The organism is Cryobacterium mannosilyticum (assembly GCF_004402705.1).
GTDB lineage: Bacteria > Actinomycetota > Actinomycetes > Actinomycetales > Microbacteriaceae > Cryobacterium > Cryobacterium mannosilyticum.
In genome coordinates this window covers 93,739-117,088 of record NZ_SOFM01000049.1, presented here as the reverse complement: position 1 = coordinate 117,088, position 23,350 = coordinate 93,739, and the positions used below count along the sequence as shown (strand labels likewise).

19 protein-coding genes and 1 tRNA gene are annotated in these 23,350 nt (G+C 69.4%); 1 reads left to right on the top strand and 19 read right to left on the bottom strand.

Going from position 1 to position 23,350, the window contains the following annotated elements; genetic code table 11:
* Window positions 1-45 precede the first annotated feature (45 nt).
* The 3 genes from E3O32_RS16140 to E3O32_RS16130 form a co-directional block, all read right to left on the bottom strand.
* Window positions 46-1,023 carry a ribose-phosphate diphosphokinase gene (locus E3O32_RS16140; protein WP_134510848.1) on the bottom strand — a complete coding sequence of 326 codons (978 nt, stop codon included), beginning with the start codon at window positions 1,021-1,023 and terminating at the stop codon, window positions 46-48.
* Complete coding sequence (gene glmU / locus E3O32_RS16135) at window positions 1,024-2,448, bottom strand: bifunctional UDP-N-acetylglucosamine diphosphorylase/glucosamine-1-phosphate N-acetyltransferase GlmU (protein WP_134510847.1); 1,425 nt, start codon at window positions 2,446-2,448, stop codon at window positions 1,024-1,026. It lies immediately after the preceding gene.
* Between the two features lie 71 nt (window positions 2,449-2,519).
* A tRNA-Gln gene (locus E3O32_RS16130) sits at window positions 2,520-2,591 on the bottom strand.
* Window positions 2,592-2,691: 100 nt separating this feature from the next.
* On the opposite strand from E3O32_RS16130, the gene E3O32_RS16125 reads away from it, so the two are divergent.
* Window positions 2,692-3,186, top strand: a complete 495-nt coding sequence (locus E3O32_RS16125; protein WP_134510846.1) for a MarR family winged helix-turn-helix transcriptional regulator — start codon at window positions 2,692-2,694, stop codon at window positions 3,184-3,186.
* Between the two features lie 41 nt (window positions 3,187-3,227).
* On the opposite strand, the gene E3O32_RS16120 is transcribed toward E3O32_RS16125, so the two are convergent.
* The 16 genes from E3O32_RS16120 to E3O32_RS16045 all read right to left on the bottom strand — a co-directional run bounded on the left by E3O32_RS16120 (window position 3,228) and on the right by E3O32_RS16045 (window position 23,319).
* The gene (locus E3O32_RS16120) at window positions 3,228-4,748 is read right to left on the bottom strand and encodes a CYTH and CHAD domain-containing protein (protein WP_134510845.1); all 1,521 of its coding nucleotides are present in this window, start codon (window positions 4,746-4,748) and stop codon (window positions 3,228-3,230) included.
* A gap of 53 nt (window positions 4,749-4,801) precedes the next feature.
* The gene (locus E3O32_RS16115; RefSeq protein ID WP_134510844.1) at window positions 4,802-5,710 is read right to left on the bottom strand and encodes a phosphate ABC transporter ATP-binding protein; all 909 of its coding nucleotides are present in this window, start codon (window positions 5,708-5,710) and stop codon (window positions 4,802-4,804) included.
* A gap of 63 nt (window positions 5,711-5,773) precedes the next feature.
* Window positions 5,774-6,601 carry a sortase gene (locus tag E3O32_RS16110; protein ID WP_241975058.1) on the bottom strand — a complete coding sequence of 276 codons (828 nt, stop codon included), beginning with the start codon at window positions 6,599-6,601 and terminating at the stop codon, window positions 5,774-5,776.
* Between the two features lie 209 nt (window positions 6,602-6,810).
* The gene (locus E3O32_RS16105; RefSeq protein ID WP_134510843.1) at window positions 6,811-7,860 is read right to left on the bottom strand and encodes a hypothetical protein; all 1,050 of its coding nucleotides are present in this window, start codon (window positions 7,858-7,860) and stop codon (window positions 6,811-6,813) included.
* A 75-nt stretch (window positions 7,861-7,935) separates the two neighbouring features.
* Window positions 7,936-9,021, bottom strand: coding sequence for a COG1361 family protein (locus tag E3O32_RS16100; RefSeq protein WP_134510842.1), 1,086 nt, complete (start codon window positions 9,019-9,021; stop codon window positions 7,936-7,938).
* Between the two features lie 105 nt (window positions 9,022-9,126).
* On the bottom strand, window positions 9,127-10,221 hold the full coding sequence (locus E3O32_RS16095; RefSeq protein WP_134510841.1) for a hypothetical protein: 1,095 nt from the start codon (window positions 10,219-10,221) through the stop codon (window positions 9,127-9,129).
* A 34-nt stretch (window positions 10,222-10,255) separates the two neighbouring features.
* The gene (locus E3O32_RS16090) at window positions 10,256-11,359 is read right to left on the bottom strand and encodes a hypothetical protein (protein WP_134510840.1); all 1,104 of its coding nucleotides are present in this window, start codon (window positions 11,357-11,359) and stop codon (window positions 10,256-10,258) included.
* A 109-nt stretch (window positions 11,360-11,468) separates the two neighbouring features.
* Window positions 11,469-14,033: a hypothetical protein gene (locus tag E3O32_RS16085; RefSeq protein ID WP_134510839.1), complete on the bottom strand. Its 2,565-nt coding sequence runs from the start codon at window positions 14,031-14,033 to the stop codon at window positions 11,469-11,471.
* The gene (gene pstS / locus E3O32_RS16080; RefSeq protein ID WP_241975057.1) at window positions 14,030-15,658 is read right to left on the bottom strand and encodes a phosphate ABC transporter substrate-binding protein PstS; all 1,629 of its coding nucleotides are present in this window, start codon (window positions 15,656-15,658) and stop codon (window positions 14,030-14,032) included. The genes E3O32_RS16085 and pstS overlap by 4 nt, the downstream gene beginning before the upstream one ends.
* Window positions 15,655-17,007 (bottom strand): phosphate ABC transporter permease PstA, encoded by a 1,353-nt coding sequence (gene pstA, locus E3O32_RS16075; RefSeq protein ID WP_241975056.1) that lies wholly within the window; start codon window positions 17,005-17,007, stop codon window positions 15,655-15,657. The genes pstS and pstA overlap by 4 nt, the downstream gene beginning before the upstream one ends.
* Before the next feature lies 1 nt (window position 17,008).
* Window positions 17,009-18,052, bottom strand: coding sequence for a phosphate ABC transporter permease subunit PstC (pstC, locus tag E3O32_RS16070; RefSeq protein ID WP_134510838.1), 1,044 nt, complete (start codon window positions 18,050-18,052; stop codon window positions 17,009-17,011).
* Between the two features lie 148 nt (window positions 18,053-18,200).
* A complete protein-coding gene (locus tag E3O32_RS16065) occupies window positions 18,201-20,015 on the bottom strand; it encodes a protein kinase domain-containing protein (RefSeq protein WP_166790880.1) in 1,815 nt (604 codons plus the stop codon).
* 13 nt (window positions 20,016-20,028) lie between these two features.
* Complete coding sequence (locus tag E3O32_RS16060) at window positions 20,029-20,826, bottom strand: lytic transglycosylase domain-containing protein (RefSeq protein ID WP_134510836.1); 798 nt, start codon at window positions 20,824-20,826, stop codon at window positions 20,029-20,031.
* Between the two features lie 60 nt (window positions 20,827-20,886).
* The gene (locus E3O32_RS16055) at window positions 20,887-21,426 is read right to left on the bottom strand and encodes a hypothetical protein (protein ID WP_134510835.1); all 540 of its coding nucleotides are present in this window, start codon (window positions 21,424-21,426) and stop codon (window positions 20,887-20,889) included.
* A gap of 187 nt (window positions 21,427-21,613) precedes the next feature.
* A complete protein-coding gene (locus E3O32_RS16050) occupies window positions 21,614-22,273 on the bottom strand; it encodes a methionine ABC transporter permease (RefSeq protein ID WP_134510834.1) in 660 nt (219 codons plus the stop codon).
* A complete protein-coding gene (locus E3O32_RS16045) occupies window positions 22,273-23,319 on the bottom strand; it encodes a methionine ABC transporter ATP-binding protein (protein WP_134510833.1) in 1,047 nt (348 codons plus the stop codon). Before E3O32_RS16045 ends, E3O32_RS16050 begins: the two co-directional genes overlap by 1 nt.
* Window positions 23,320-23,350: the final 31 nt, after the last annotated feature.

The window sequence follows — 23,350 nt, the reverse complement described above, 5'->3', positions numbered from 1 at the left end:
GCCACCGACATCCGTCGACGACCGGCCGGAAGCCGTTCGGTGCCCCTATGCGGCGCCCTCGAACATCGACGTGACGGACCCCTCGTCGAACACCTCGTGGATCGCACGCGCCAGCAGCGGCGCGATCGGCAGCACGGTGAGCGTCGGGAAGCGCTTCTCCATCGGGATCGGCAGGGTGTCGGTGACGACGACCTCGGAGATCGCCGGGTTCTGCAGCAGTTCGAGTGCCGGGTGGCTGAACACGGCGTGGGTTGCGGCGACGACGACGCCGATGGCGCCGGCCTTGCGCAGCGCCTCCGCGGCGAGCACGATCGTGCGGCCGGTGTCGATCATGTCGTCGACGATCAGGCAGACGCGGCCCTCGACCTGGCCGACGATCTCGTGCACGGAGACCCGGTTGGGCACGAGCGGGTCGCGCCGCTTGTGGATGATGGCCAGCGGGGCGCCGAGCTTGTCGCTCCAGATGTCGGCGACGCGGACGCGGCCCATGTCGGGCGAGACGACGGTCAGGGTGGCCGGGTCGAGCTTCTCTTTGAAGTGCTCGAGCAGCACCGGCATGGCGAAGAGGTGGTCGACGGGGCCGTCGAAGAAGCCCTGGATCTGGGCGGCGTGCAGGTCGACCGCCATGATCCGGTCGGCGCCGGCGACCTTGAACAGGTCGGCGACGAGGCGGGCCGAGATCGGCTCGCGGCCGCGGCCCTTCTTGTCCTGCCGGGCGTAGGGGTAGAACGGCGCCACCACGGTGATCCGCTTGGCGGAGGCCCGCTTGAGCGCGTCGACCATGATCAGCTGTTCCATCAGCCATTCATTGATCGGGTTGGTGTGCGACTGGATGACGAAGGTGTCGCTCCCGCGTACGCTCTCGTCGAAGCGGGCGTAGATCTCGCCGTTCGCGAAGGTGCGGGCGTCCGTGTGGACGAGTTCGGTACCAAGCTCCGTGGCGATGTCCAGTGCCAGTTGCGGGTGAGCTCGCCCCGAAACCAATACAAGTCGCTTTTCGCCGCTGGTCTTGATTCCAGACACCTAGTCTCCGCTCTTTGCCGCGGCCACCGCCGCGTCGGTTCCTGGACGGTGGGTTTCGACCCAGCCCTCCATATTGCGTTGTGGAGCAACACTCAGGGACAACGCCCCGGCAGGTACGTCCTTGCGGACGATTGTGCCGGCTCCCGTGTATGCCCCGTCCCCAATCCTAATCGGCGCGACGAACACGTTGTGCGACCCGGTGCGCACATGCGACCCGATTTCGCTGCGGTGCTTGTTCACGCCGTCGTAGTTGGCGAAGATCGTGCCTGCCCCGATGTTGGACTGGTCGCCGACGGTCGCGTCGCCGACATAGCTCAGGTGCGGCACCTTGCTGCCGGCGCCGATGGTGGCGTTCTTGGTCTCGACGAACGCCCCGATCTTGCCGTCCGCGCCGAGGATGGTGCCGGGCCGCAGGTAGGAGAACGGGCCGACGGATGCCCCGGCGCCGATCACCGCGAGCGTTGCGTCGGTGCGCTTCACCACCGCGTTCTCGCCGACCTCGCAGTCCACGAGGGTGGTGTCCGGGCCGATCACGGCGCCGGTCTCGATCACCGTCGCGCCACGGATCTGGGTGCCGGGCAGGATGGTCACGTCCGGCGCGAGCTGCGCCTTGAGGTCGATCCAGGTGGTGGCCGGGTCCTGAACGGTGACGCCGGCCAGCTGCCAGCCGTGCACGATGAAACCGTTGAGCTGGCGGGCGGTCTCGCTGAGCTGGGCGCGGTCGTTGATGCCGGCGACGAGCCAGGCATCCGCGACGGGCACGGCCCGCACGGACGAGCCTGCGTCGCGGAGGAGCCCGATCACGTCGGTCAGGTACTTCTCGCCCTGCACGTTGTCGGTGGTGAGGAGCGCGAGCTGCTCGCGGAGTTCGGCGACGCTGAAGGCGTAGACGCCCGCGTTGGTCTCGGCGATCTGGCGTTCCTCGGCCGAGGCATCCTTCTGTTCCACGATGCGGTCGAAGCCGCCCGTCTCGGAACGCACGATGCGGCCGTAGCCGGTGGAGTCCTCGGGGAACGAGGAGAGCACGGTGGCGGAGACCTCACGCTCGCGGTGCGCGGCGACGAAGCTGGCCAGGGTGGCGGAGTTCAGCAGCGGCACATCGCCGGAGACGACGAGCACGTCACCCTCGAAGTCCTCGGGCAGGGCCGCGACGGCGAGCTCCACGGCACGCCCGGTGCCGGGGATCTCGTCCTGGTCGACGATCAGGCTCTCGGGCAGGTCCTCGGCCACGAGGGCCGCGACCAGGTCGCGTTCGTGGCGCACGACCGTGACCACGTGGGCCGCGTCCAGCGCACGGGAGGTGGCGAGGACATGGCTGAGCATGGGCAGCCCGGCGAGCTCGTGCAGCAGCTTCGGGGTGCTGGATTTCATGCGGGTGCCCTGGCCTGCGGCCAGCACGACGATAGCGAGTCGGGAATCGGTCACGGGGTTTCCTCTTTGCTTTTCGTGTTGCCGGCCGGGGAGACCGGAGAAGCTTCACTGGTCTGCAACCAGTGCTCCGCCGCCAGGACTCGAACCTGGACCTAACAGCTCCAAAGGCTGTCGTGCTGCCATTACACCACGGCGGAATTCGCCGGCCCGGGGCCGACCAACGGTGTCAAGTCTGCCAGAAGTATCGTGCCCGGCGCGCAGCGAGCAACCTCGGCCTCCCCGAGGCCGGATAATGGAATGATGCCCGCCCATGACGAAGTCGACCGGATCGTAGACGCCTGGCTGCGCGAACGCCCCGACCTCGACTTCGCTCCGTTGCAGGTCCTGTCCCGGGTCGGCCGGCTCTCCAAGCACCTGGATCGGGCCAGGCGCACCGCGTTCTCCCGCTCCGAACTGGAGTCCTGGGAGTTCGACGTGCTCTCGGCCCTGCGCCGCGCCGGCGCGCCCTACGAGCTGAGCCCGAAGGCCCTGCTGCAGCAGACCCTGGTCTCCAGCGGCACGATGACCAACCGGATCGACCGTCTGGTCGAGCGCGGGCTGGTCACCCGCCGCACCGACCCCAATGACGGGCGGGGCATCTTCGTCGGGATGAACCCGGCCGGCCTGACCCGGGTGGATGCCGCGATCACCCGACTGGTCGATGCGGAGGCCGAGCTGCTCTCAACCCTGTCGGCGAGCGACCAGGACCGGCTGGCCGGGCTGCTGCGCAAGCTCAGCCTCGACTTCGACTGAGCCCGCTCCCCGCCGGCGGCCGGCTCGACGTTCCGTGGCCTCTACTTGTCGATCGAGGCGGAGGGGAAGTCCTTCCAGGCGGTGAAGAAGCGCGCCTCGGTGCCGGCCGCGCCCGCCTCCTCGACCGCGTGCATCCGCCCGTAGGTGAAGGCGTTCTCGTTGAACAGGAACGCCTTCATGCCCAGGCCGAGCAGTTCGCCGCGCGCGACGACACTGTCCTGGTGGTCTCCGAGGATCTCCTGCACCTGCCGGGCCGCGGCGACGAGCCGTGCGGCGCGCTTGCTGCGAAGAGGTGCGGCCGTCTCCGCCGCGTAGCGCAGCTGCTTGGCGCGTTTGCGGGCCTCGTGCAGGGCCGCGTCGCGTTCGGTGCCGGTCGCGGTGCGGCGGGCCGCGCGCACCGCCGCGCGGAGGTGCTTCCAGTCTGCGCGGACCAGGCCGGGGACGACCTTCCGCGCCGGGTTGTCGGCTGTGCGGTACAGCGGTGGGGACGCGAGCAGCTCGTCGAGGGTGTCGAGGAGCCGGAAGTAGCGGTCCGAGTCGAGGGCGGACCGGGTGTCCGCCTCGCTGATCCGCACGACGGTGGAGAAATGCTCGTCGATCCGCGGGGCGACCGGTCCGGCGGTGAGGCCCGTCGGCTCCAGGTCCAGCCGGTGGGTGAGACGCCGGCGCATCACCTGGGCGTCCCGGGCTCCGCCGAGCACGCCCGCGATCCAGCGCAGCTCGACCCGGAGCGGGTCGGCGACCCCCGCGTCGAGGAGCGGACCGTAGGTGGACAGGGCCGAACGCAGCCGCCTGGTCGCCACGCGCATCCGGTGCACGGCCTCAACATCGCTTTCGCGAACGAGGGGGTCCTCGGCCGTGACCGCCTCCACCTGCGCCCGCAGGTACGCCAGCAGCACGTCCGCGGTCGAGCTGTCGGGCCCCGGCCGTTCCGGCGCGACGGGCGTGCCGGCTGGGGCGAGGTCTCCGAGGGCTCGGGCGAGCTTGGACGGGCTTGCGGCCGGCTCGACTCCCACGGTCGACAACCGCTCCTGGGCCGCGTCGAGCAGGGCTCGGGACCCGTCGACGAGTTCGATCTCCCATTCGCGCCAGGCCTGGTTCAGCGGTTCGGAGCCGAACCGTTCGGCCTGCACCGAGTCGTCGCAGACCTCCGCGAGCACGGCGTCGTCCCGGCCGACGAGGTGGTGCACGACGCGCAGGGTGCGGAGCCGCACGACGGGCATCAGCGGCCGGCCGCGCAGGTAGACCCGAACCAGGCGGAGGATCGCCTCGGGAATCACGTCGGGGTCGGCCCCGACGGGTTCGCGCATCTCGCGGCGTTCGTCGGCAGCGACGGGGAGCTTGAGGTGCCAGCCGGCGTCATCGCCGCCGGCGCGCCGCCGGAGGGTGATCCGGCGGCCGGCGAGCGCCAGGTCGGCGGTGTCGAAGTAGAGGGCGTCGAGGTGGTGCTCGACGGGCGGGGCGACGTGGGTCACCCCGGGAAGGTCGTGCAAGGGCGGCAACGGCGTCGCCGGGTTCACGTCGAATTTGCGCTCGATCTCGGCAAAGCCCTCGGAAGTCATGCCTCATCTTATCCGCGGGTGTCACGCAGCCGGAGGGTGCGACCGCCCGCGCGTCAGCCGAATCGGCCGTTGACGTAGTCGGCGGTGCGGCTGTCGATCGGGTCCCCGAACATCGCCTCGGTCGGACCGTGCTCGACGATCCCCCCGGGGGTTCCCTGCGCGGCGAGGAAGAACGCGCAATTCTGGGAGACCCGCTGGGCCTGCTGCATGTTGTGGGTGACGATCACGATCGTCACCTCGTGGGCGAGCTCGAGCATCGTCTCCTCGATCACCCGCGTCGATGTCGGGTCGAGCGCCGAGCACGGTTCGTCCATAAGCAGGATGCGCGGGGTCACGGCGAGGGACCGTGCGATGCACAGACGCTGCTGCTGGCCGCCGGACAGTCCGCCACCCGGGGCGCGGAGACGGTCCCTGACTTCCTTCCAGAGGCCGGCCTTGGTCAGGCAGCTCTCGACGAGGAAGTCCTTCTCGTCGGCGGTCGCGCGAGTGCCGGTGAGGGTGAGACCTGCGACGACGTTGTCGTAGATCGACATCGCCGGGAACGGGTTGGGCTTTTGGAAGACCATGCCGATGTGCTTGCGGGCGTCGACGAGTTTACGCTCCGGGTCGTAGATGTCTTCGCCGTCAAGGAGCACTTCGCCTGCGAGGCTCGCCGACGGGACGAGCTCGTGCATCCGGTTGAGGATGCGCAGGAAGGTCGACTTGCCGCACCCGGACGGCCCGATCAGGGAGGTGATGACTCCGGCGGGCATGGTGAGCGACACCCGGTCGAGGACCTGGTGCGTTCCGAACCAGGCCGACACGTTGCGACCCTCGAGCGTTGCCAGGGGTTTGAGGGCGAGTGCCGCGGCCGGCGCCGGTGGCGCGGACGACGCCGCGTCGCCCCTGCGCCACGGCGTCCGCCGCCGCGGTCGTTGGACCGGCAGCAGCTGCGTCACGTCGTCCAGTTGCACGTCAATCATGGCCACTCATTTCTCATGTTCGTGTTTTGTTCCTGGGCGGCCGCCGTCAACGGCCCCTCCGGGCTAAAGCAGGTTGGGAAGGAGCCTGACTACCTGGTCGGCGACCAGGAGCCCGCCGAGAGTGACGACGGGGATGAAGACGATCCACGTCTTCCGGCCTCCGACGCGCCTGAACGCCCACACCGCGGCGAGTTCGATCACGAGGAAGAACTGCAGGGCGAATACGAGCGCCCACGCCGTCGAGGTGTCGTTGGCGAGTTCAAGGTCGGCGGCGGGCAGGGTGGCATACGTCGTCTGGCGGATGCCCGCGGGCTTCGTCTCACTCGTCAGCTCGGCATCGACCCTGGCGATGCCGCCCGGGATGAAGGCGGGGCCGCGGGCCGTCTCGAGGATCAGCCGGCTGTGGCCGGCCGTCAGGGGCGCCGGGGCCGGATCGCCCGCGTAGCGCAGCCCGATCACGGCGAACGTCTGCCTGCCCTGCCCGGTGGTGACCGTGAACTTCTGGCCGGGCCGGAGCTCCTGAATCCGTGCGAACGGGCCGCCGAACGCCGCCGCACGGCCCATCACGACACTCACACCCGCCTGCCCGGGCAGCACGGTGTCGCGCCGGTGGCCGGGGCCGGTGCGCGTCGTCGCGGAATCGGTTCCCTCGACGATGACCTCGTGCACGCCGATCGAGGGAATGTCGACCACGGCGAGCGGAGTGCCGTCAGTGAGGAGCACCTTGTCGATCGTGCCCTCGCTCACGGGTGCCGTTCCCGCGGCCAGTTCGACCCGGAGGGTGTCGGTGAGTTGCTGCTGGGCCACGATGTGCTGCAGTTGGCCGAGCACCGTGACATTCGCGAGGATCCCGAAGATGACGGCGGCCAGGATCGCGAGAGAGGTGCGCACGAGTTCGTCCCGGGCGGTCAGGACGACCGGGGGCCGGACGGAGACCGGGGGGCGGCGCGGCGGCCGGGGTGGGACCTGGCCCGGCTTCCAGCCACGCGGGGGTGCGGCCGCGCGCGGGATCCGACTCCGTGCCGGTTTCGGGCCGATCTCCGGTCGATCCGGAGTCGCCGGCATGCGCGAACGGCGTCCCTTCGACGGCTTGAGCTCGGTCACGATGCGGCCGCGACCGGCACGGCACGGATGGCGCGGCGTGCACGCAGCACGAATCGCACAGCGAGGCTGAGTCCCGCGGCGAGGGCTACGACAAGCAGGAGGAAGAACGGTGGCACGATGATGAAGGCATCACGGGAGACCGGGGTGAGATCGTTGCCACCGACCGTGGCCGGCGGGGTGAGCGTGACGTGGCCGCTGAATACGGTCCACTGGCCCACGTCAGAGAGCGTCGCGGTGGCCGTGCGGGTCTCCCCCGCCGCTAGGTCGGCGACGGCGACGTCGTCGACCTGCGCGATCGGGAGGCCGACGGCGTTGTCGATCCAGAAGTTCAGGCTCGATGTGATCGGCACCGCTGACACGTTGCGGATGGTGAAATCGAGGATGACGTCGCCGCCGTCCGGGGTGAGGGCCGGGACCGCGCGGACCGTGAGACCGCTGACGGTGAGCACGCCGCCCAGCGCCACGGCCTCCGAGCCGAGCGCCGCGGCGACGGCGGCCGGCCCGGTCACGGGCGCCTGTGCGACGCGTGCCGGCGTGGCAGCGGTACGCACCGACGCCGCGACGGCCGACGGCGGAGCCTCGGCGGCGAGGAGTCCGCCCGCGGTAACCGTGAACGTCAGCACGGTCTGGGTGAACGCCTGACCGTCCACCGCGATGCCCGTGAGGGAGATACTGTGGCTGCCGACCACGAGGTCATCCGGGAGGGTGCCGTTCAGCACGACACTTCCGTCGGCGTCGGCGGTGCCGCTGGCGAGCAGGGTCGGCGTGGAGTGCACGTGGGCCTGCGCCAGGGATCCCAGCTTGAGGTGCCTGACCCGGACCCGGACCTGAGCGTGGCCGGCTGGCTTACCGAACGGCAGCTCGCAGCTGGCGTCGGGCCGGGGACTCGCGGTCGGTTGGGCTACGTCCACGGTGAGGCCGACGCCATCTGAATCGTTGCCGGCCTGTGCGCTGGGGGTGCCGCCGACCAGCCCGGCGAGCGGGACGAAGGCGAAAACGGCCACGAGCAGCAGGCGCAGCGCGGGGTGGGTGGTGAGCACAGTCAAGTTAGTCCAACCGAGGTTTCGTGAAGCTGAAGGGAATGCAAACGAGAGGCAAACCGGCGGCAGTGCCAGCCAAGGTCAGTGCACGGGCATCCCCGCTGATTCTGTCTCCGCCGGGGCGTCCTCGAGGGCCCTGCGTCGTGCTTCGGCCTCGGTGTACTCGACCCAGGCCTGCGCCCGGGTGGCGTTGCGCCGGCGGCGGAGCCGCGCAATGAGCCAGGCCAGGCCCACGAGGAGCAGCACGAGCAGGACGCCCCATGGCACCACAAACAGGGTGGCGTCGCGTTCGGCCGCGGGCAGCACCCCGGCGTCGAGGGCTCCCGGCTCGACCGTCGCCGCGAGGGAGACGTGCGGGGCGAGGTAGACCCACGGGCCGACACCCGGGATCGTGATGGTCACCGTGCGGTTGCTGCCGGGCAGCATCTCGGAAACCTTGACGTCGGTCAGGCCGGACAGCGGGATGCCGAACAGGCCGCGCACCTGCGTGACCGTGTTGGCCGCGAGGGCGACGTTGCCGGTGTTGCTCAGGCTGATCGTGGCCGTCAGCTCCCCTGAGAAGGGATTCAGTTCGGGGCGGTAGGAGGTCGCGATGCTGCTGATCGTGAGTCCCGGTTGCAGCAGCCCCTTAACCCGCACGTAGAGCCGAATTGCCACGCGCCGGTCGACGGACACTTCGCCGGCCGGCGAGAGCGCCGAGACGATGATGCCGCCGGCGTGGTCGCCGGGACCCGCGTCAGCCGGCGTCATCACGGTGAACGGCACCACCTGGGACGCTCCCGGCTGAAGGGTGAGCTGCATCCGGTCGGCCCCGCCGTCGAAACTGACCCAGCGCCCGGCGCCCGTCGCTTCGACGCCGCCGTCGAGGAGGGCGAAGCTGCCGTCCTCTGCGTTGAACGCGTCAGTGGCGTACACGGTCACCGACTGCACGGTGGTGCCGGTGTTCTCGACGAGGTACTCGTCCGCCACCTGCTGGCCGGGTTCGACCTGGTAGCTGTACCGAGACCTGGACTGGTCGACGCCGCCATCGGCGGCAGGGGCGGCCGCGATGCCGTCGGAATCCTCGGCCCAGGCGCCCGTGGCGCCGAGGGTCAGGGTCAGTCCCAGGGTCAGGAGCACGCTCGCGGCGGCGAGCAGTCGGTGGGTGACGGAGGCGGTGGGGGTCACGAGGGCATTCTCATTTCTGCGGGGGAAACCTGTGGAGAGTGGTGACGAAACGGGGGGGGTGAAGGAGAGACGACGCGGACGCCGCCCCTCCCCCACCGCCGGCTGTTACTTCGAGACGACCGTCAGGGTCATGACGGAGGTGTAGGTACCGGCCGCCTTCTCCTGGGGTGCGACGAAGGTCAGTGCGGCGTTCAGCACCGTGTTTCCGACCGTGTTGGCGGCTGCGCCGGAGGCGAAGGCCGCCGGGTAGCTGGCCGTGCCCGCGGTCTGGGCAGCCGCGGCGGTGACGCCGGTCGCGTCTGTGCCGACGGCGGTGACCGTCGGGACGAAGCCGAGCTGCTTGTTGCTGATGGTGTTGGCGGCGTCGGTGCTCTTCTTGAAGTCAGCGACGTTCGCGGTGAGGTCCCAGCCGTTGCGCGTGACGATGCGGCCGTCGGCTACCGTGACGGCACCCAGGGTGCCCACGGTGGTCGACTTGTTGTTGACCAGCGTCGGAGCGCCGAAGGTTGCCGCAGCGCCCGCCGGAACAGAGAAGCTGAGCACGCCGTTACTGGCGGCTGCGACCGTCGGCGCGAGCGCCACGTCGCCCGTGGTGCCGGCCGGGGCCGTTGGCGTGGGCGTCGGGGTCGGGGTCACGGCGACATCGGCCTGGGCGTCGACCGTGTAGGCGCCGGTACCGGCCGTCACGTGGATCGTGCGGTAGAAGGCACCGACAACGGTCACACCATTGTTAGTGGTGCACGCCATACCGAGGCTGTAGGTGCCGCCCGCAGCCTTCACCGCGGCCTGCCCAGGAAGGCCATTGATGAGGGTGATCGGCGTCAGGGTCGCCGCGATGACCTCTTTCGTGCCGGCGACTGCCGGCTGAGGGTTGAATGCGCTAAGTGCGGTCGCCTTCCAGGAGAGCACCGTGCGCTCGCTGCCGACGTCTGACAAGAAGATACTCGCTCCTGTGGAAGCGATCGGGCACATGGTCGGCACGTCATAGCTGGTGGCTGCACCGGAGGCGAAGTTGTCCGAGTTCCACTGGAAGACGGTTGTCGGATCGGTGACGAGGGCAATGTTTCTATCGAAGACGTAGAACGGGCCATCCGAACCGTTGGTTTGGACGGCTGCGGAGGCAACGGCCGCGGCACCGGCGACGAGGGAGAGGGACACAATGCCGACGGCGGCAAAGCGCATTTTCTTAGTGAGCTTCATTTTCCGAACCTTTTCTCAGAGGTGAGTCGGTGGGCTAAGCAGTCTTGGCGACGCGGTAGGCGACGACGCCGACCGTGGGAGCGAGGAAGCCGAACTTCTTCTTGACGGCGCCCGCGCGGGAGACGACGGGCGACGTGTTGGTCAGGGCTGTTGACTGATTCGGGTCGAGCAATGCAGCGAGGTTGGCGTCGTACTTCGCATCGGCGCTGTTCACTCGGGCATACTCCACGACGAGGTACGTGTCGCGGCCCCAGGTGGTGTCGGCGTAGTAAACGGCGTTCGGGACCATGGCCGTCCCCGTCCCTGTGACCGGTACAACGCCGGAGACGAGCGAACCGAGCGTTCCGGTGCCACGCTTGTCGTAGCTCGCGCCCGTGTTCATGGCGATCCAACGGGACACGGCCATCGGCATGACCGATTCGGCAGTGAGGGTGGTGGCGTCGTGTTCCTGGCCTTCGACGACGCAGCCGCCCTCACCAACGGTGAGCATGAGAGCCTCGGTCGAGCCGATCTTCGATAGGAAGTCCTTGCGGGTTCCCGAGCCTGCCTGGGGAATGATCGGGGTGACGGTGACGCCGCCGATCTGGAAGCCGGCGGAGCACTCGTAGAGGCTCTTCATCTGCGACACCGTCAGGGTGTCGATTCCGGATGCGGCGCCCTTGTAGGCGTAGGCGATCGCGTCGCGGCCGAAGGGCACATACAGGAGCTCGCCTGCGGCGTTCGCCGTCCCCCCGCTGGAAGACCGGGCGATGTCGACCTGGCCGGTGATCGCCGCCGTCGGGCTACCGGCGGTTCCGGCGGTGTAGCTCGCGCCGTCGATCGAACGGCTGAGCGCTTTGACTCCATCGCCGGAACCGTTGGGACGCCCGAAACGCACACCGGCGCTCTTGGTCGTGATGTAAGGGGACCCTGTAGCGTCGAAGGAGCCGATCGTGGCACCGTTGATCGTGGAGCGCACTGACGAACCGGTGATGGATGTGCCGTTGGCGAGTGCGCCGACGACGTCTTCGAGGGTGTCGGAACCGACGATGGAGTAGCTGTTGGAGACGGGCTCGGCGTTGGCCGGTGTCGCAATGGCAATGCCGGAGATGGCAACGCCGACAGTTGCGCAGAGCGCAATAGCCTTCTTCGAAATCACTGTGGAGCCTTTCGGATGGGTGAAACGAAACGAACCCGGGCGGGCCCGCATTTCCCGACGACAGCGGTCTGGGCTAGAGCCCCAGGCCGGCTCGTCAAGTTGCGACGCATCAGAATCTCCTTCTGATTCGTGAGAACAGGGGGAACGCTCCGGCTGCAAGAAGCCCTGAGAGCAGTCCGGCCGGAACAGCCGCTGCCACCGGGCTGGCCGGGTCTGCGGGTGTGGGCTTCCCGACGAGCGCCCCGGCGGCAGCACCGCTGGCAACGGGGTCGGCGGCGTCGGCAACCGCAGTCGCGGCAGCATCGGCGACCGCCGCGGCAGCGCTTCGGACGCCCGCCGTCGTCGGCGTCGACGGCGAGACGGCCAAGGGAACCGTCGGCACGGTCGCCGCGATCGGGCTGACGCCGTCCCTGATCGCCGCGGCGGCCAGGAGCGCCTGGTCAACCCAGCTTTTCGGAAGCGGGGCGTATCCTGCGGGCAACTGGCCGAGGGACGTGCCCTGGACCTGGCCGGCAGTGACGCCGTAGGTAATCAGCGCGGCGTACTTCGCACGGTTCGAGGCATCCGTCTGCAGCGGATTCAGGGCGGCGTAGACCGGCATAGTCAACGGGTAGGCGGTGGTCGCGGCGAGGGCCGCGGTCGACTTCGGGTCGAATTCGAGCACTTTTGCCTGCGCTGCCGTGGGGGTCATCGCCGCAGCCGCGGCCAGCATTGAGGCAGAACTCGGCGCCACGAACGTGCCGGCGGAGTTTCTGAGCGAAGCGGTGACGTTCTGGTAACGGGCCGCCGAGGCCGTCGTGGTGAGCCCGATCACACCCTGCTGGCCGACGAGGCTGCGTGCGGTCTTGAGGTACTTCGGCGGGGTAGCCGTCGAATCCCAGCCGCCGAGCAACTGACCGTCGCCGCGCAACGTGAGATAGGCGCCGTTTTCGAAGTCGGAGGTGAAGGGACGCCAGGTGACGAGGTTCACGGCCCCGACGCCATTGCCGCCGGTGGTCGCCGCCTTCTCAACGGGATCGGCCTTCGGGAAGGTGTCACGCGGCAGCATGAGTCCGATCCCGGTGGGGTTGATCGCGGCGTTGGTGGAGTAATACGGATTGACTCTCATGCCCCACGGGTCCGGGGTTCCGTTGAGGAATGCGACCGCATCGGCATCCGCCATCACGTAGCGCCAGAGCTGCGTTGCGATGTCCGAACGGCCAGACGGGGCAAGCGCGTCGGCGATCGAGATGCTGTTGAGGTCCTGATACGCCCACTCCCTGTCGTTGGCCTCGAGGAAGTCCTTGTCACCTGAGATGTTGCGGGCGTTGGGCCCTGGGTCCGAAAAACTCTTGTAGCCGATGTGCGTGAGGTCGGCGCCGGGCGGGAGCGCCGAAACGTAGGAGACCGTGAGTAATTTGGCCACGAGACGGGGTGTGAGCTTCAGAGTCGTGAAAGCCTGGGTCTCCGCGTCTTGATAAGCCCGCGGTACTCCGTCGACAGGTTTAACTCGACGGTCGATCGAGAAGGAGATCGCCAGGCCGGAGATGCCGACGGGCGCGTACTGCAGCGGATCCCTCTGGGTCGTCGCGAGGGGCCGGGAGGTCAGCGCGAGCGGGCTAGGAGTGGTCTTCGCAGCCACGGCGAGAACATCGGCTTCGTTTCCAGTGCCCAGGACGAAGGCCGAGCCGGCACTGCCGCCGCAGAGGTTCGGCTGCCACGAAGAGATCGCACCGGCGATGAGCTCGCTGCCCGAGAGCCGACTCTCGGCACTGCCGATTTCGCAGCGGATGCCGACGGGCTTGAAATCGAGCTTCACCGCCACGTTGTGCTGCCAGGCATCCCAGAAAAGGCCGGGCCGGAGGATCTGGCCGACACCGGAGTCGCCGGTTCCGCGCGGGATGACGACGAGCCAGCACGACTGGCCGGTCGTGGGCTGGCCGGTCACGATGACGGGCGCACCGCAGCCCAGCCCCGGGGACTGCATGGAGGTCTGCGCCTCGAACTTCACCGAGCCGGCGCCGGAATCGTCCGACCCGGCCCACTTGATTTCATTGGATGTGAATTGGGTGAAGAACTGGTTGTTGACCAGGTCGACGGTCGTGTCGTGGACGAGGACGCCGTCTTTCTCGTGGACGGGTGCGACCATCTCACCGGACACCGCTCGAAAAGGAATTGCCGTGTACGGACCGGTGAAGATACCAGTGCGCGGGGACGTGTACTGCGCGTCCTGCTGCGCGATGTTCTTCGGATTCTCCTCGGTGTTCTCGTGCACGTCCGCTTCGCGACCGGCGTTCGCGAACGCTCCGTACTGGCACGTCGTGCGGTCAGGGTGCCCGGGGTGCAGAGGGTCGTCGCCCCAACACTGCGCGATCTGAAGGAAGTTCGCACCCCCCACCGATCCCTGCGGCGCGGTCGATTTCTTGCCGCCGGTCCAGCTGACTAGGATCCCCTCCGAGGTGAGGTCTGCGGTCTTGGACACCGTCACGGAGAGCGCGGGGAACGGCGCGGATGCAACGTCGGAGTCCTGGGCGGCCGCCGTGACGGTGACCGCGCTTGAGGAGTCAGCGACCGCCGCCTGCGGGGCGAGCGAGCCGAGCAGGGCGACGCCGACGCCCACGAACAGGCCGACGACGAGTCCGCTCGCGCCGGCGCGGGTCCAGAGCGAGTCCTGGTTGAAGGTCAGCCGCGTCATTTCGTGGCCGCCTTCGCGCCGCGCGGTGTGAGCCGGCGCCAGAACACCGGCGGAAGCACGGAGGCGGCGACGAGCAGTATCCCCGCGAAGAGCATGATCGACTGCTGTGCGCTCCAGCCTGTGTCGGCCAGGGTGAACGGTGAGGCGACGGCCGCGCCGGCGACGGCCGTGCCGCCGGAGATCAGGGCCCCGTTTTCGTCGTAGCTCGCGGCGGTAACGGGAGCGCCCGCAGCTGCCGCGGCGTCGGCGGCGCCGACGGCGTCAGCCGCTCCGTCGGCGCTGCCGCCCGCGCCACTGCCCGAGATCGGCGTGTCGGCGACGGAGCCTGCCGTGCCGGTCGTGCACTGGTTCGCCCCGACCTTGTCGCAGTCCTGCGGCTGGGCAGCCGTGAGCGCAAGCTGGTTGTTCGAGGGCGAATCACCCGGCTTGAATGTCGGGTTGTTGCACTTGTTGATGTCGACCCCGCTGGTGTCGGCGCCGGGCACACGCTTGATCTGGTCGAAGCCGGCCAGCACGAGGTTCATCGGCAGCGGCGAGTAGCCGAGGTCGGCCGCCTGTTGCTGTCCCTCGCAGAGCATGTAGTTGGCGAAGGCCCCGAGTGTTGTGCCCTTCTTCGCCGTGAACACTCCGCCGACCTGGGTCGGCACCACCATGTACGAGTAGCTCGACAGGGGGTAGGTGCGGGGGTCGGGGTTGTTGTAGACCCCGTCGAGGATCTGGGTGAGGTAGTCGGGGCTGGTGACGGGGACATCCGTCTTGATCTGTGCCTGGAGCAGTGCGACGGCCACCGAGTTCGCGGTCGGTTCCACGTAGTAACCAGCCGCGTTGAGCACCTTGACGACCGGGAAACCGGCCTCGAGGGCGTACGAGTACTCGACGTAGGTGATCGCTCCTTCCCCGTAGTCCTGGCTGACGTAACCCGCCACGCCGGAGGAGCCGCTCTGCGCCTTGGCGTTGCCGAACGTCGGGTACTGCGAGGTCAGCCCGCAGGGCACCTTCCGGCCGACGGATGCGCAGAACGCGTTCCACAGGTCGGGATGCTGCTTGGACATCCACAGCGTGAACTGCGCGCTCGAACCGGAACCGTCGGAGCGGACGACGGGCACGATTCCCTTGTCCGGCATCGCGAGGCCCGGGTTGTCGGCCTGGATGGCCGGGTCGTTCCACTTGGTGATCACGCCGGTGAAGATCTTCGTGATGACGGGGCCGCTGAGCCGCAGGTTGGACACCCGCACCCCGCCGATCTTGAGGTTGTACATGAAGGAGGACCCGCCCGCGACGATCGGCATGTACGCGTAGCCGCGGGTCGGAGTCTCGGGAGCCGAACCGTCCTCGGGGGCGGTCTGGAACGGGATCTCCGTCACGGCGAAGTCGACGCTGCCCGCGGCGAAGTCGCGGCGTCCGGCGGAGGAGCCGACGCCCGAGTAGTTGACGGTCATGCCGTAGTTGGAGGCGACGTTCTTGCGCCACTGGTCGAGCGCATTCTGGGACCAGGTCGATCCGGTGCCGGTGATGGGGTCGTAGCTGGCGGCCTGGGCCGGCACCGTACTCGTCACGCTTGCGAAGACCACGGCCAGGACTGCGAGGGCGCGGATTGCGGGAATCCACTTGTTGTGCGGCGTCACGACGACGTCTCCTTCTGTGCGGATGCGCTCGGGGATGAGGCGGCTGGCGGTGAGGCGAGGGGGGACGAGGATTCCGGCGGCCCGGCGGCCCGGCCACGCGCGCTGCGGACCGTGATGCGCTGGTGGTCCCGTGCCGACGCGGCGACGACCCGCAACTGCTGGCGGCGACTGAGCTGGCCTGGGCCGCGACCGCCGATCACCCGCGCGATGTAGAACAGGGCGAGGACCAGGAGAAGGAGAACGGCCGCCGCGCCGAACCCTCGCGCGATCATTGTGGGCTCCGGCGACTTGACGAAGTCGAAGACCTGGAGGGGCAGGGAGATCATCGGTCCCTCGAAGGGGTTGAGGTTGACCACTGCGGTCACGCCCGAGGTGAGCAGCACCGGGCTCGTCTCCCCGATGCCTCGTGCGGTGCCGAGGATGACGGCCGTGGCCAGGCCTGGCCGGGCCGTCGGCAGCACCACGTGCCAGACGGTGCGCCACCTGGTCGAGCCGAGGGCATAGGCCGCCTCGCGCAGGTTGCCGGGAACCAGCCGGAGCACGATGTCGGACGCCCGGATAACGATGGGGAGCATCATCACTGTGATCGCCATGGATGCGGCGAAACCCGAGCGCTGGTGGGTGATCAGCACGATGATCGCGGAGTAGACGAAGAGGCCGGCGACGATCGAGGGCAGCGCGGTCATCGCATCCGAGATGGTGCGCACAAAACGGGCGAACGGACCGCCGACCTCGTTGAGGAAGAGCGCCGTGACGATACCGAGCGGGACCGTGACGATGAGTGCCATGGTGATCTGCATCAGGGTCCCGAGGATGGCGTGCGCGATACCGCCCAGGTCCAGGCCGTCGAGCGGGCCGGCCAGTTCCATGCTCTGGGTGAAGAAGTTGAGGTGCGGCAGCGCCTCCTGGCCGCGGGTGATCGTGAAGGCGACCACGAAGACAAGGGATCCGAAGAGGATGACCCCGGCGCTCGTGAGCAGGACCGCCATCACCCGGTCCTTCACCTCCTGCCAGTCCGAGCTGAGGCTCACCAGCAGGGCGTAGAAGCCGAGGAACGCGACGAAGGCGACGAGCACCCAGCCGACCCCGCCGGAGAGCGGGGTGAACCATCCGAAGAGGAGCACGGCGACGGCGATTCCGGCGGCGGCCGCGCCCAGCACATTGAACCGGTCGTCGAGGCGTGCCGAGCGTACCCGGCGCCGCGGGCCGACCTCGACGCCCTCAACGGAGTGGATCCGGGTGGTCTGGGCCGAGGCCCGGGGGTCCGGTTCCCCACCGGTGGGGTCGGCCCGGCGGATGTCCGTGGCAGGGCCGCCGGCATCGACCGTTGGTGTCATGGTCAGCGTCATGTCAGCTGCTCTCTGCCCCGGAGCGGGATCGGGCGACGATCGACGACGCGGAGAAGTTGATCACCAGGGTGATCAGGAAGAGCACGAGCCCGGCGGCCATGAGAGCCGACAGCCCGAAGGCGCTGGACTCGCCGTAGCGCAGGGCGATCAGGGCCGACACCGAGTTCGTGCCCGTCTTGAGCACCTCCCAGTTGATGGTGAAGATCGGCGAGATGATCATGTACACCGCGATGGTCTCTCCGAGTGCGCGGCCGAGGCCGAGCATGGTGCCGCCAATGATGCCGCCGCGGCCGAACGGGAGCACGACGGCCCGGATCATCCCCCAGCGGGTCGACCCCAGGGCGAACGCAGCCTCCCGTTCCCCGACGGGTGCCTGGGAGAAGGCCTCCCTCATCACCGAGGTCTGGGTGGGGACGACCATGAGGCCGACGACGATGCCGGCGATGAAGGCCGACGACGTGAAAGCGCTGGCTTCGGTGAGGGCGTTGCCGGTGGCATCCGTGACCCGGAAGAACGGGATCCAGCCGAAGTAGGTCGAGATCCAGGTGGCGACCGGGATGACGTTCGCCTGGAGGAAGAAGACTCCCCACAGGCCGAAGACGACGCTCGGCACCGCCGCCATGAGGTCCACGAGGGTGACCAGCGTGGCGCGCATCCTGCCCACCGCCACCTCGGAGATGAGCAGCGCCGTGCCGAGGGCGAGCGGCACCGCCACGCACATGGCGATCAGCGCGATCGTGATCGTGCCGAACAGCACTGAGGCGATGCCGAAGGTTTTGCTCTCCGGCGACCATTCCTGCTCGGTCAGGAAGGAGAGGCCGGCGACGCCGAGGGCATCGGAGGCCCGGATCGAGAGGAAGACCCCGACGGCGAGCATGATGGCCACAGTGATCGCGCCGGAGCCGAAGGCGACCGAGCGGAAGACGGTGTCCGAGACCGACGGCCGCGAATCCAGGGATCGCCGCGGGGCGTCCTGGTCGGCGGGTGCCTCCACGCCGTCCGGGGAGATCCCCGGGCGCGGTGAAGGCAGGGTCGTGATTGACATGGTTGTCCTCGGGCAGACTCGATGCGGGAAGAACGTGAGCTAGGGCATCGCGTCCGAATGACATGGTTGGGTCCGCGGGTGAACATTGGGCGTCGGTTTCGCCACCGAGACGTGGACACCGTGTGTTGTCTTGGCGGCGCTTTCAGCCCTACGGCGCGGGGCTGGCCGGAGGTGTCGACGGCGTACTCGTGGGGTCGCTCGTCGGGGCCGGGGAGGAGGTCGACGGTGCCGGGTTCGGCGTGGGCGCCGCCGCCACGGTCACGGTGACGGCGGTGCCGAGCCGCAACACGGTTCCCGCGCCGGGCGCGCTGCCCAGCACCGTGCCGGGCACCCTCGCGGCGTCGCTGCGCGATTCGGTCAGGGTCACGAAGCCCGCGCTCTGGATGGCTGCGATCGCCTCGCCCGATGTCATTCCGGACACCTCCGGGACGGCGTTCGACCCCGAGGCGACGACGAGGTCGACGGACGCCCCGGGCGACACCCGCAAGCCCGGTACCGGAGTGACTCCAAGCACCGTGTCGCCGGCGCGCACCGATTCCTGGGTCGCGAGCCGGCCCACCTCGAGGCCGGACCCCGCGAGGGCCGCCCGGGCCTCGGCGAGCGACATGGAGGTGAGTTCGGGCACCCGCACGGATGCGCGGGGCGCGAGGGTGGCCGGAGCGGTCGTGGTTGCCACCGGGGTCGCCGTTGCCGACGGGGTGCTGGTCACGGCGACGGACGATCGCGCGGTGTCGTCGGACGCGTTGGCCCACGCGAGTGCGATGATGCCGGCGACGATGAGCCCGGCCACCAAACTGCCGGCCCGTGACCGCCCGGCCCTGCCCTGGGCGCCGGGCGCACGGGCCGCGGTTCGACGCGCCCCGGCCGGCAGCGTGGTCGGCCGCAGGGTCGTGGGCGGTTGGGGCGGTCCGGGCGCTGCCGCCGGAGGGACGAGCACGGTGGTGCGGGTGAGGTCGTTCCCGGAGACGGAATCCGTGGTGGCGAAGGCGGTCGTGTTGTTCGTGGAGAATGCTGTCGTGCGGGTCGGGTCGCCCAGGCGCTGCCGGTCACCGCGCCCGTCGCTCTCCGAGCGTTGCTCGGCGACAGCCGCTCCCATCTCCGCGGCGGACTGGAACCGGGCGGCCGGGTCCTTGAGCATGGCCCGCACGACGATCCGGTCCACGCCCCGCGGGATGCCGGACCGGAGCACCGACATCACGGGTGGCGGGGCGTCCAGGTGGGCGCGCAACACGGCCGCGGTCGACTCCCGCAGGAACGGTGGCCTGGCAGTCAGGGCGAAGTGCAGCACGCCGCCGAGCTGATAGACATCGCCTCGCTCGTCGACGTTCTCTCCCCTGGCCTGCTCCGGAGCGAGGTAGTGGGCGCTTCCGAGCACGGCCAGGGGACCGCCGCGCACCGCCCGCACGGATGCGGGGGTACGCACGACATCCGCGCCGAGCGCAGGCCGGCCCGCGGCATCCGCGAGCCCGAAGTCGAGCAGGAGTACGCCGGCCGTTGTCAGGGTGCCGTCGTGTTGAGGGTCGATCATGATGTTGGCGGGCGAGATGTCCCGGTGGATGAGTCCCGCCAGGTGCGCGGCCTCGAGCGCCGCGAGCACTCCCGCCGCGACGGTGAGCGCGTCGGGGACGGGCAGCGCTCCCCATTTTTCGACGTATTCGGCCAGGCTCACCCCCGGCGCGAGGTCGAGCGCGATCCAGGCCAGCGGTTCCCGGTCAGGGTCGTGAACGCCGACGCCGTGCACCGCGACGATGTTCGGATGCCTCAGCACCGCGGCCGCCGTGGCCTCGGCGAAGAACGCTTCCCTGCTCAACGCGGCCCTGGAGAGGTGCGGGTGCAGGATCTTGAGGGCGACCGGACGTCCGAATTCGTTCTCGGTGTCGACGGCCGCGAACACGGAGGCCGAGCCGCCGGTTCCGAGCAGCTCGCCGAGGCGGAAGCGTCCTGAGATCAGTCCGTACGCCATGCCGGGCACCTCCTCACCCTGCCTGCGCTGCGTAGGCGTTCGCGGCTGCCGCGACACTGTCGACATACGAGTCGACGTGGTTGTAGGCGAAGACGGCCGCGCGCCAGTCGACGGGCTGCGACAGGTCACCGTAGTGGCAGAGGTAGTGCCCGGCGGCGAGGGCCGCGTCGTCGATCTGCTGGGGGTCCGTCACCTCGTCGCCGTTGCCGTCGGCGCCCCACGCCCGCCAGGTTGAGGGGATGAATTGCAGCGGTCCGACGGCCCGGTCGGCGTTGGCGGCGGCGTCCCAGGTGCCGCCGTCGGTGTCGGCAACGGCGTCGTAGCTTGCGCCGTCGAGGAGCGGGCCGAAGACTGCGGGTCTGTCCACCCCGTCGGCGGCGAGCGCGGATCCGGCGTTCGTGCCATGGCCGGATTCGATTGAGCCGAGGGCGGCGAGGGTGGTCCAGCCGAGCCGGCACGACGGTACTTCGGCCGCGATGCGGAGGGCTGCGCCGGCGTAACCGAGCAGTGCCCGCTCGGGGATCAGGGTCGCCGCGGCGGTATCCCGGACCCACTCGGGTGAGACGAGACCGGCGTTGCCGGTCTCCAGGGAAACGGGCGCGCTGCCCGCGGCGGCAGGCTGGAGCCCCTCGGCGGCCGGGGATACCACGCCCGGCCGTGCGGTGCCGGGCACGATCACGGCGGCGGGTAACGCCGCTGCGACAGCGACGGTGAACGGGGACGGTTCCGGCGTGTGTGCGCCGACCATCATCCAGCCACCGACGGCGAGGATGGAGAGGGCGCAGGCCCAGACGCCGAGCCGCTCACGCATGCCGGGCACGCTTCCGACCGGCGGCCGGCGGGGCCGCGCTCGCAGTCACCGCGGCATCCCTCACCACAGCGACGCTCTTTCCTCCTCAGTGAGCACCATATTTCCGCGTCGCCCTGGGCCGGGGCTGTACCGCGCATCCTCCGCGACCACGGCCTTCCGGAACGCTTCGATCGTTCCGAATGCCGCCTCCCGGCTGGAGGACCCGGCCCCGTACCAGCGCCCGGACGTCATGACGACGACCCCGCCGACCGCGATCATCCAGCCGTGGGTGCCGGCGACCGGTCCGGTCACCGTCGTCGCGACCATGTCCTCCACCACGGTTTTGAGCTCCAGCACGTGTGCGCGCGCGCCCGAGAACGAACCGTACACGGACGAGCTGCGTCCCAATTCGCGGCTGTTCGGTGCGAGCAGGCGCCAGATCCCGGAGTGGCCTGTCGGAACGCCGGGGGCCCGTGCCCGAGGCCGGGCCGGGGCTTCCGGCGCGGTCGCCGTCGCGAACGACCCCGTCTGGACACTCTGGCGGAAGGTCGCCCAGCCCTGCAGCCGGGGGTCGGCGGTGGATTCGAAGGCTGAAAACACGATGAGCGGGCTCGGTGACACGATGACTCCCAGGGCATGAAGACAAATGGAGACGGGGCAGCGCCGACGGGTCGGCGTTCTGCCCCGCGAGAACTGTCCAGCCGGTGGGTGTCTGGCCTGGGTGACGCGTGTGACGCGGAGGTGAACAAGGGTGGTCCGGGCAGGGAACAGTCCGTGGCGCTCTCCCCTCGTTCGGGTGTCGCGGGCGTCAGCGGCGGAAGGCCCTCCGGGCCAGCCAGTTGCCCAGGAACTGCACGAGTTGCACGAGCACGATGATCAGCAGCACCGCCGCCCAGGTGACGACCGGGTTGAACTGGCGGTAGCCGTAGAGCAGGGCGAAGTTTCCGAGGCCGCCGCCGCCGACGTAGCCGGCGACCGCGGACATGTCGACCAGGGCGACGAAGATGAAGGTGTAGCCAAGGATGAGCGGGCCGAGCGCCTCCGGCAGCAGCACTGTGAAGATGATCCGGAGCGGACCGGCCCCCACGCTGCGGGCGGCCTCGATCACCCCGGGCGTCACGGTGAGCAGGTTCTGCTCCACGATCCGCCCCATTGCGAAGGAGGCCGCGAGCGAGATGGTGAAGATGATCGCGTTGTTGCCGATTCCGGTGCCGACGACCATCCGGGCCAGAGGCTGCGCCGCGGCGAGGAAGATGATGAACGGGATCGGGCGCACGATGTTCACGAACAGGTTGAGCACCACGAAGACGGGCTTGTTGGCGAGGATGCTGCCGGCCCGGGTCAGGTAGAGGCCGAGGCCGACGAGCAGTCCGCCGAGGCCGCCGAAGAAGAGCGTGAAGCCGACGATGTACAGGGTCTCCCCCGCGGCCTTCCAGAATTCGGGCATGAGGGCGATCAGGGAATCCATCAGCGCACCTCCGTGACGGTCGTGAGCGTTCGCACCCGGTCGAGCACGGCGTCGATGCTCGAATCTCCGCCGGCGCTGGTCAGTGCCAAGGTGAGGTGCCCGAAGGAGCGGCCCTGGATCTCGTTGATCCCGCCGTAGACGACCTCGAAGGTGACGCCGGCGGCAGCGAACTCGCCGAACACCCTGGCCTGGTCGACGCTGCTGTCGCGGAAGGCCAGCGTGACGATCCGGCCCGGGTGGCGGTGACGCAGCACCGCCAGTTCCCCCGCCGAGGGAAGACCCTTCACAACGGTGGAGACGAAGCGGGCGGATGCCGGCTGCTGCGGGTTCGAGAAGACGTCGAACACGTCGCCGCGTTCGATCACCCGGCCCTGGTCCATCACGGCGACCTTGGTCGCCAGGGTCTGGATGACATCCATCTCGTGCGTGATGACGACGATGGTGACCCCGAACTCCTTGTTCACCCGGCCGAGCAGGTCGAGCACCTCGTGCGTCGTCTCCGGGTCGAGCGCGCTGGTGGCCTCGTCGGCGAGCAGGATGCCCGGCTGGGTCGCGAGGGCCCTGGCGATGCCCACCCGCTGCTTCTGCCCGCCGGAGAGCTGGTCGGGGTAGGCGCGGGCCTTGTCGCTGAGGCCGACGAAATCGAGCATCTCGGCGACGCGCGCCCTGCGCGTGTCCTTCGGCTGACGGGCCACCTCGAGCGGGTAGCCGACGTTCGCGGCCACGGTGCGGGACCCGAGCAGGTTGAACTGCTGGAAGATCATCCCGATGCCGAGTCGCACCGGGCGCAGTTCCCGCTCGGGGAGCCGGGCGATGTCCTGCCCGTTGACGAGAATCTCCCCGCTGGTCGAGCGTTCGAGCGCGTTGATCAGGCGCACGAGGGTGCTCTTGCCGGCACCGGAATACCCGATGATGCCGTAGACGTCGCCGGCGTCGACGGTGAGGCTGACGCCGTCGATCGCGACGACCTCGGCACCCCCCTTGACCGTGGGCGGGTACACCTTGCTCACGTCACGGAGCTCGACGACGGGGCTGGGGGCAGGCATGGGAGTCCTAACTGACGTGCGGGGAACGGGC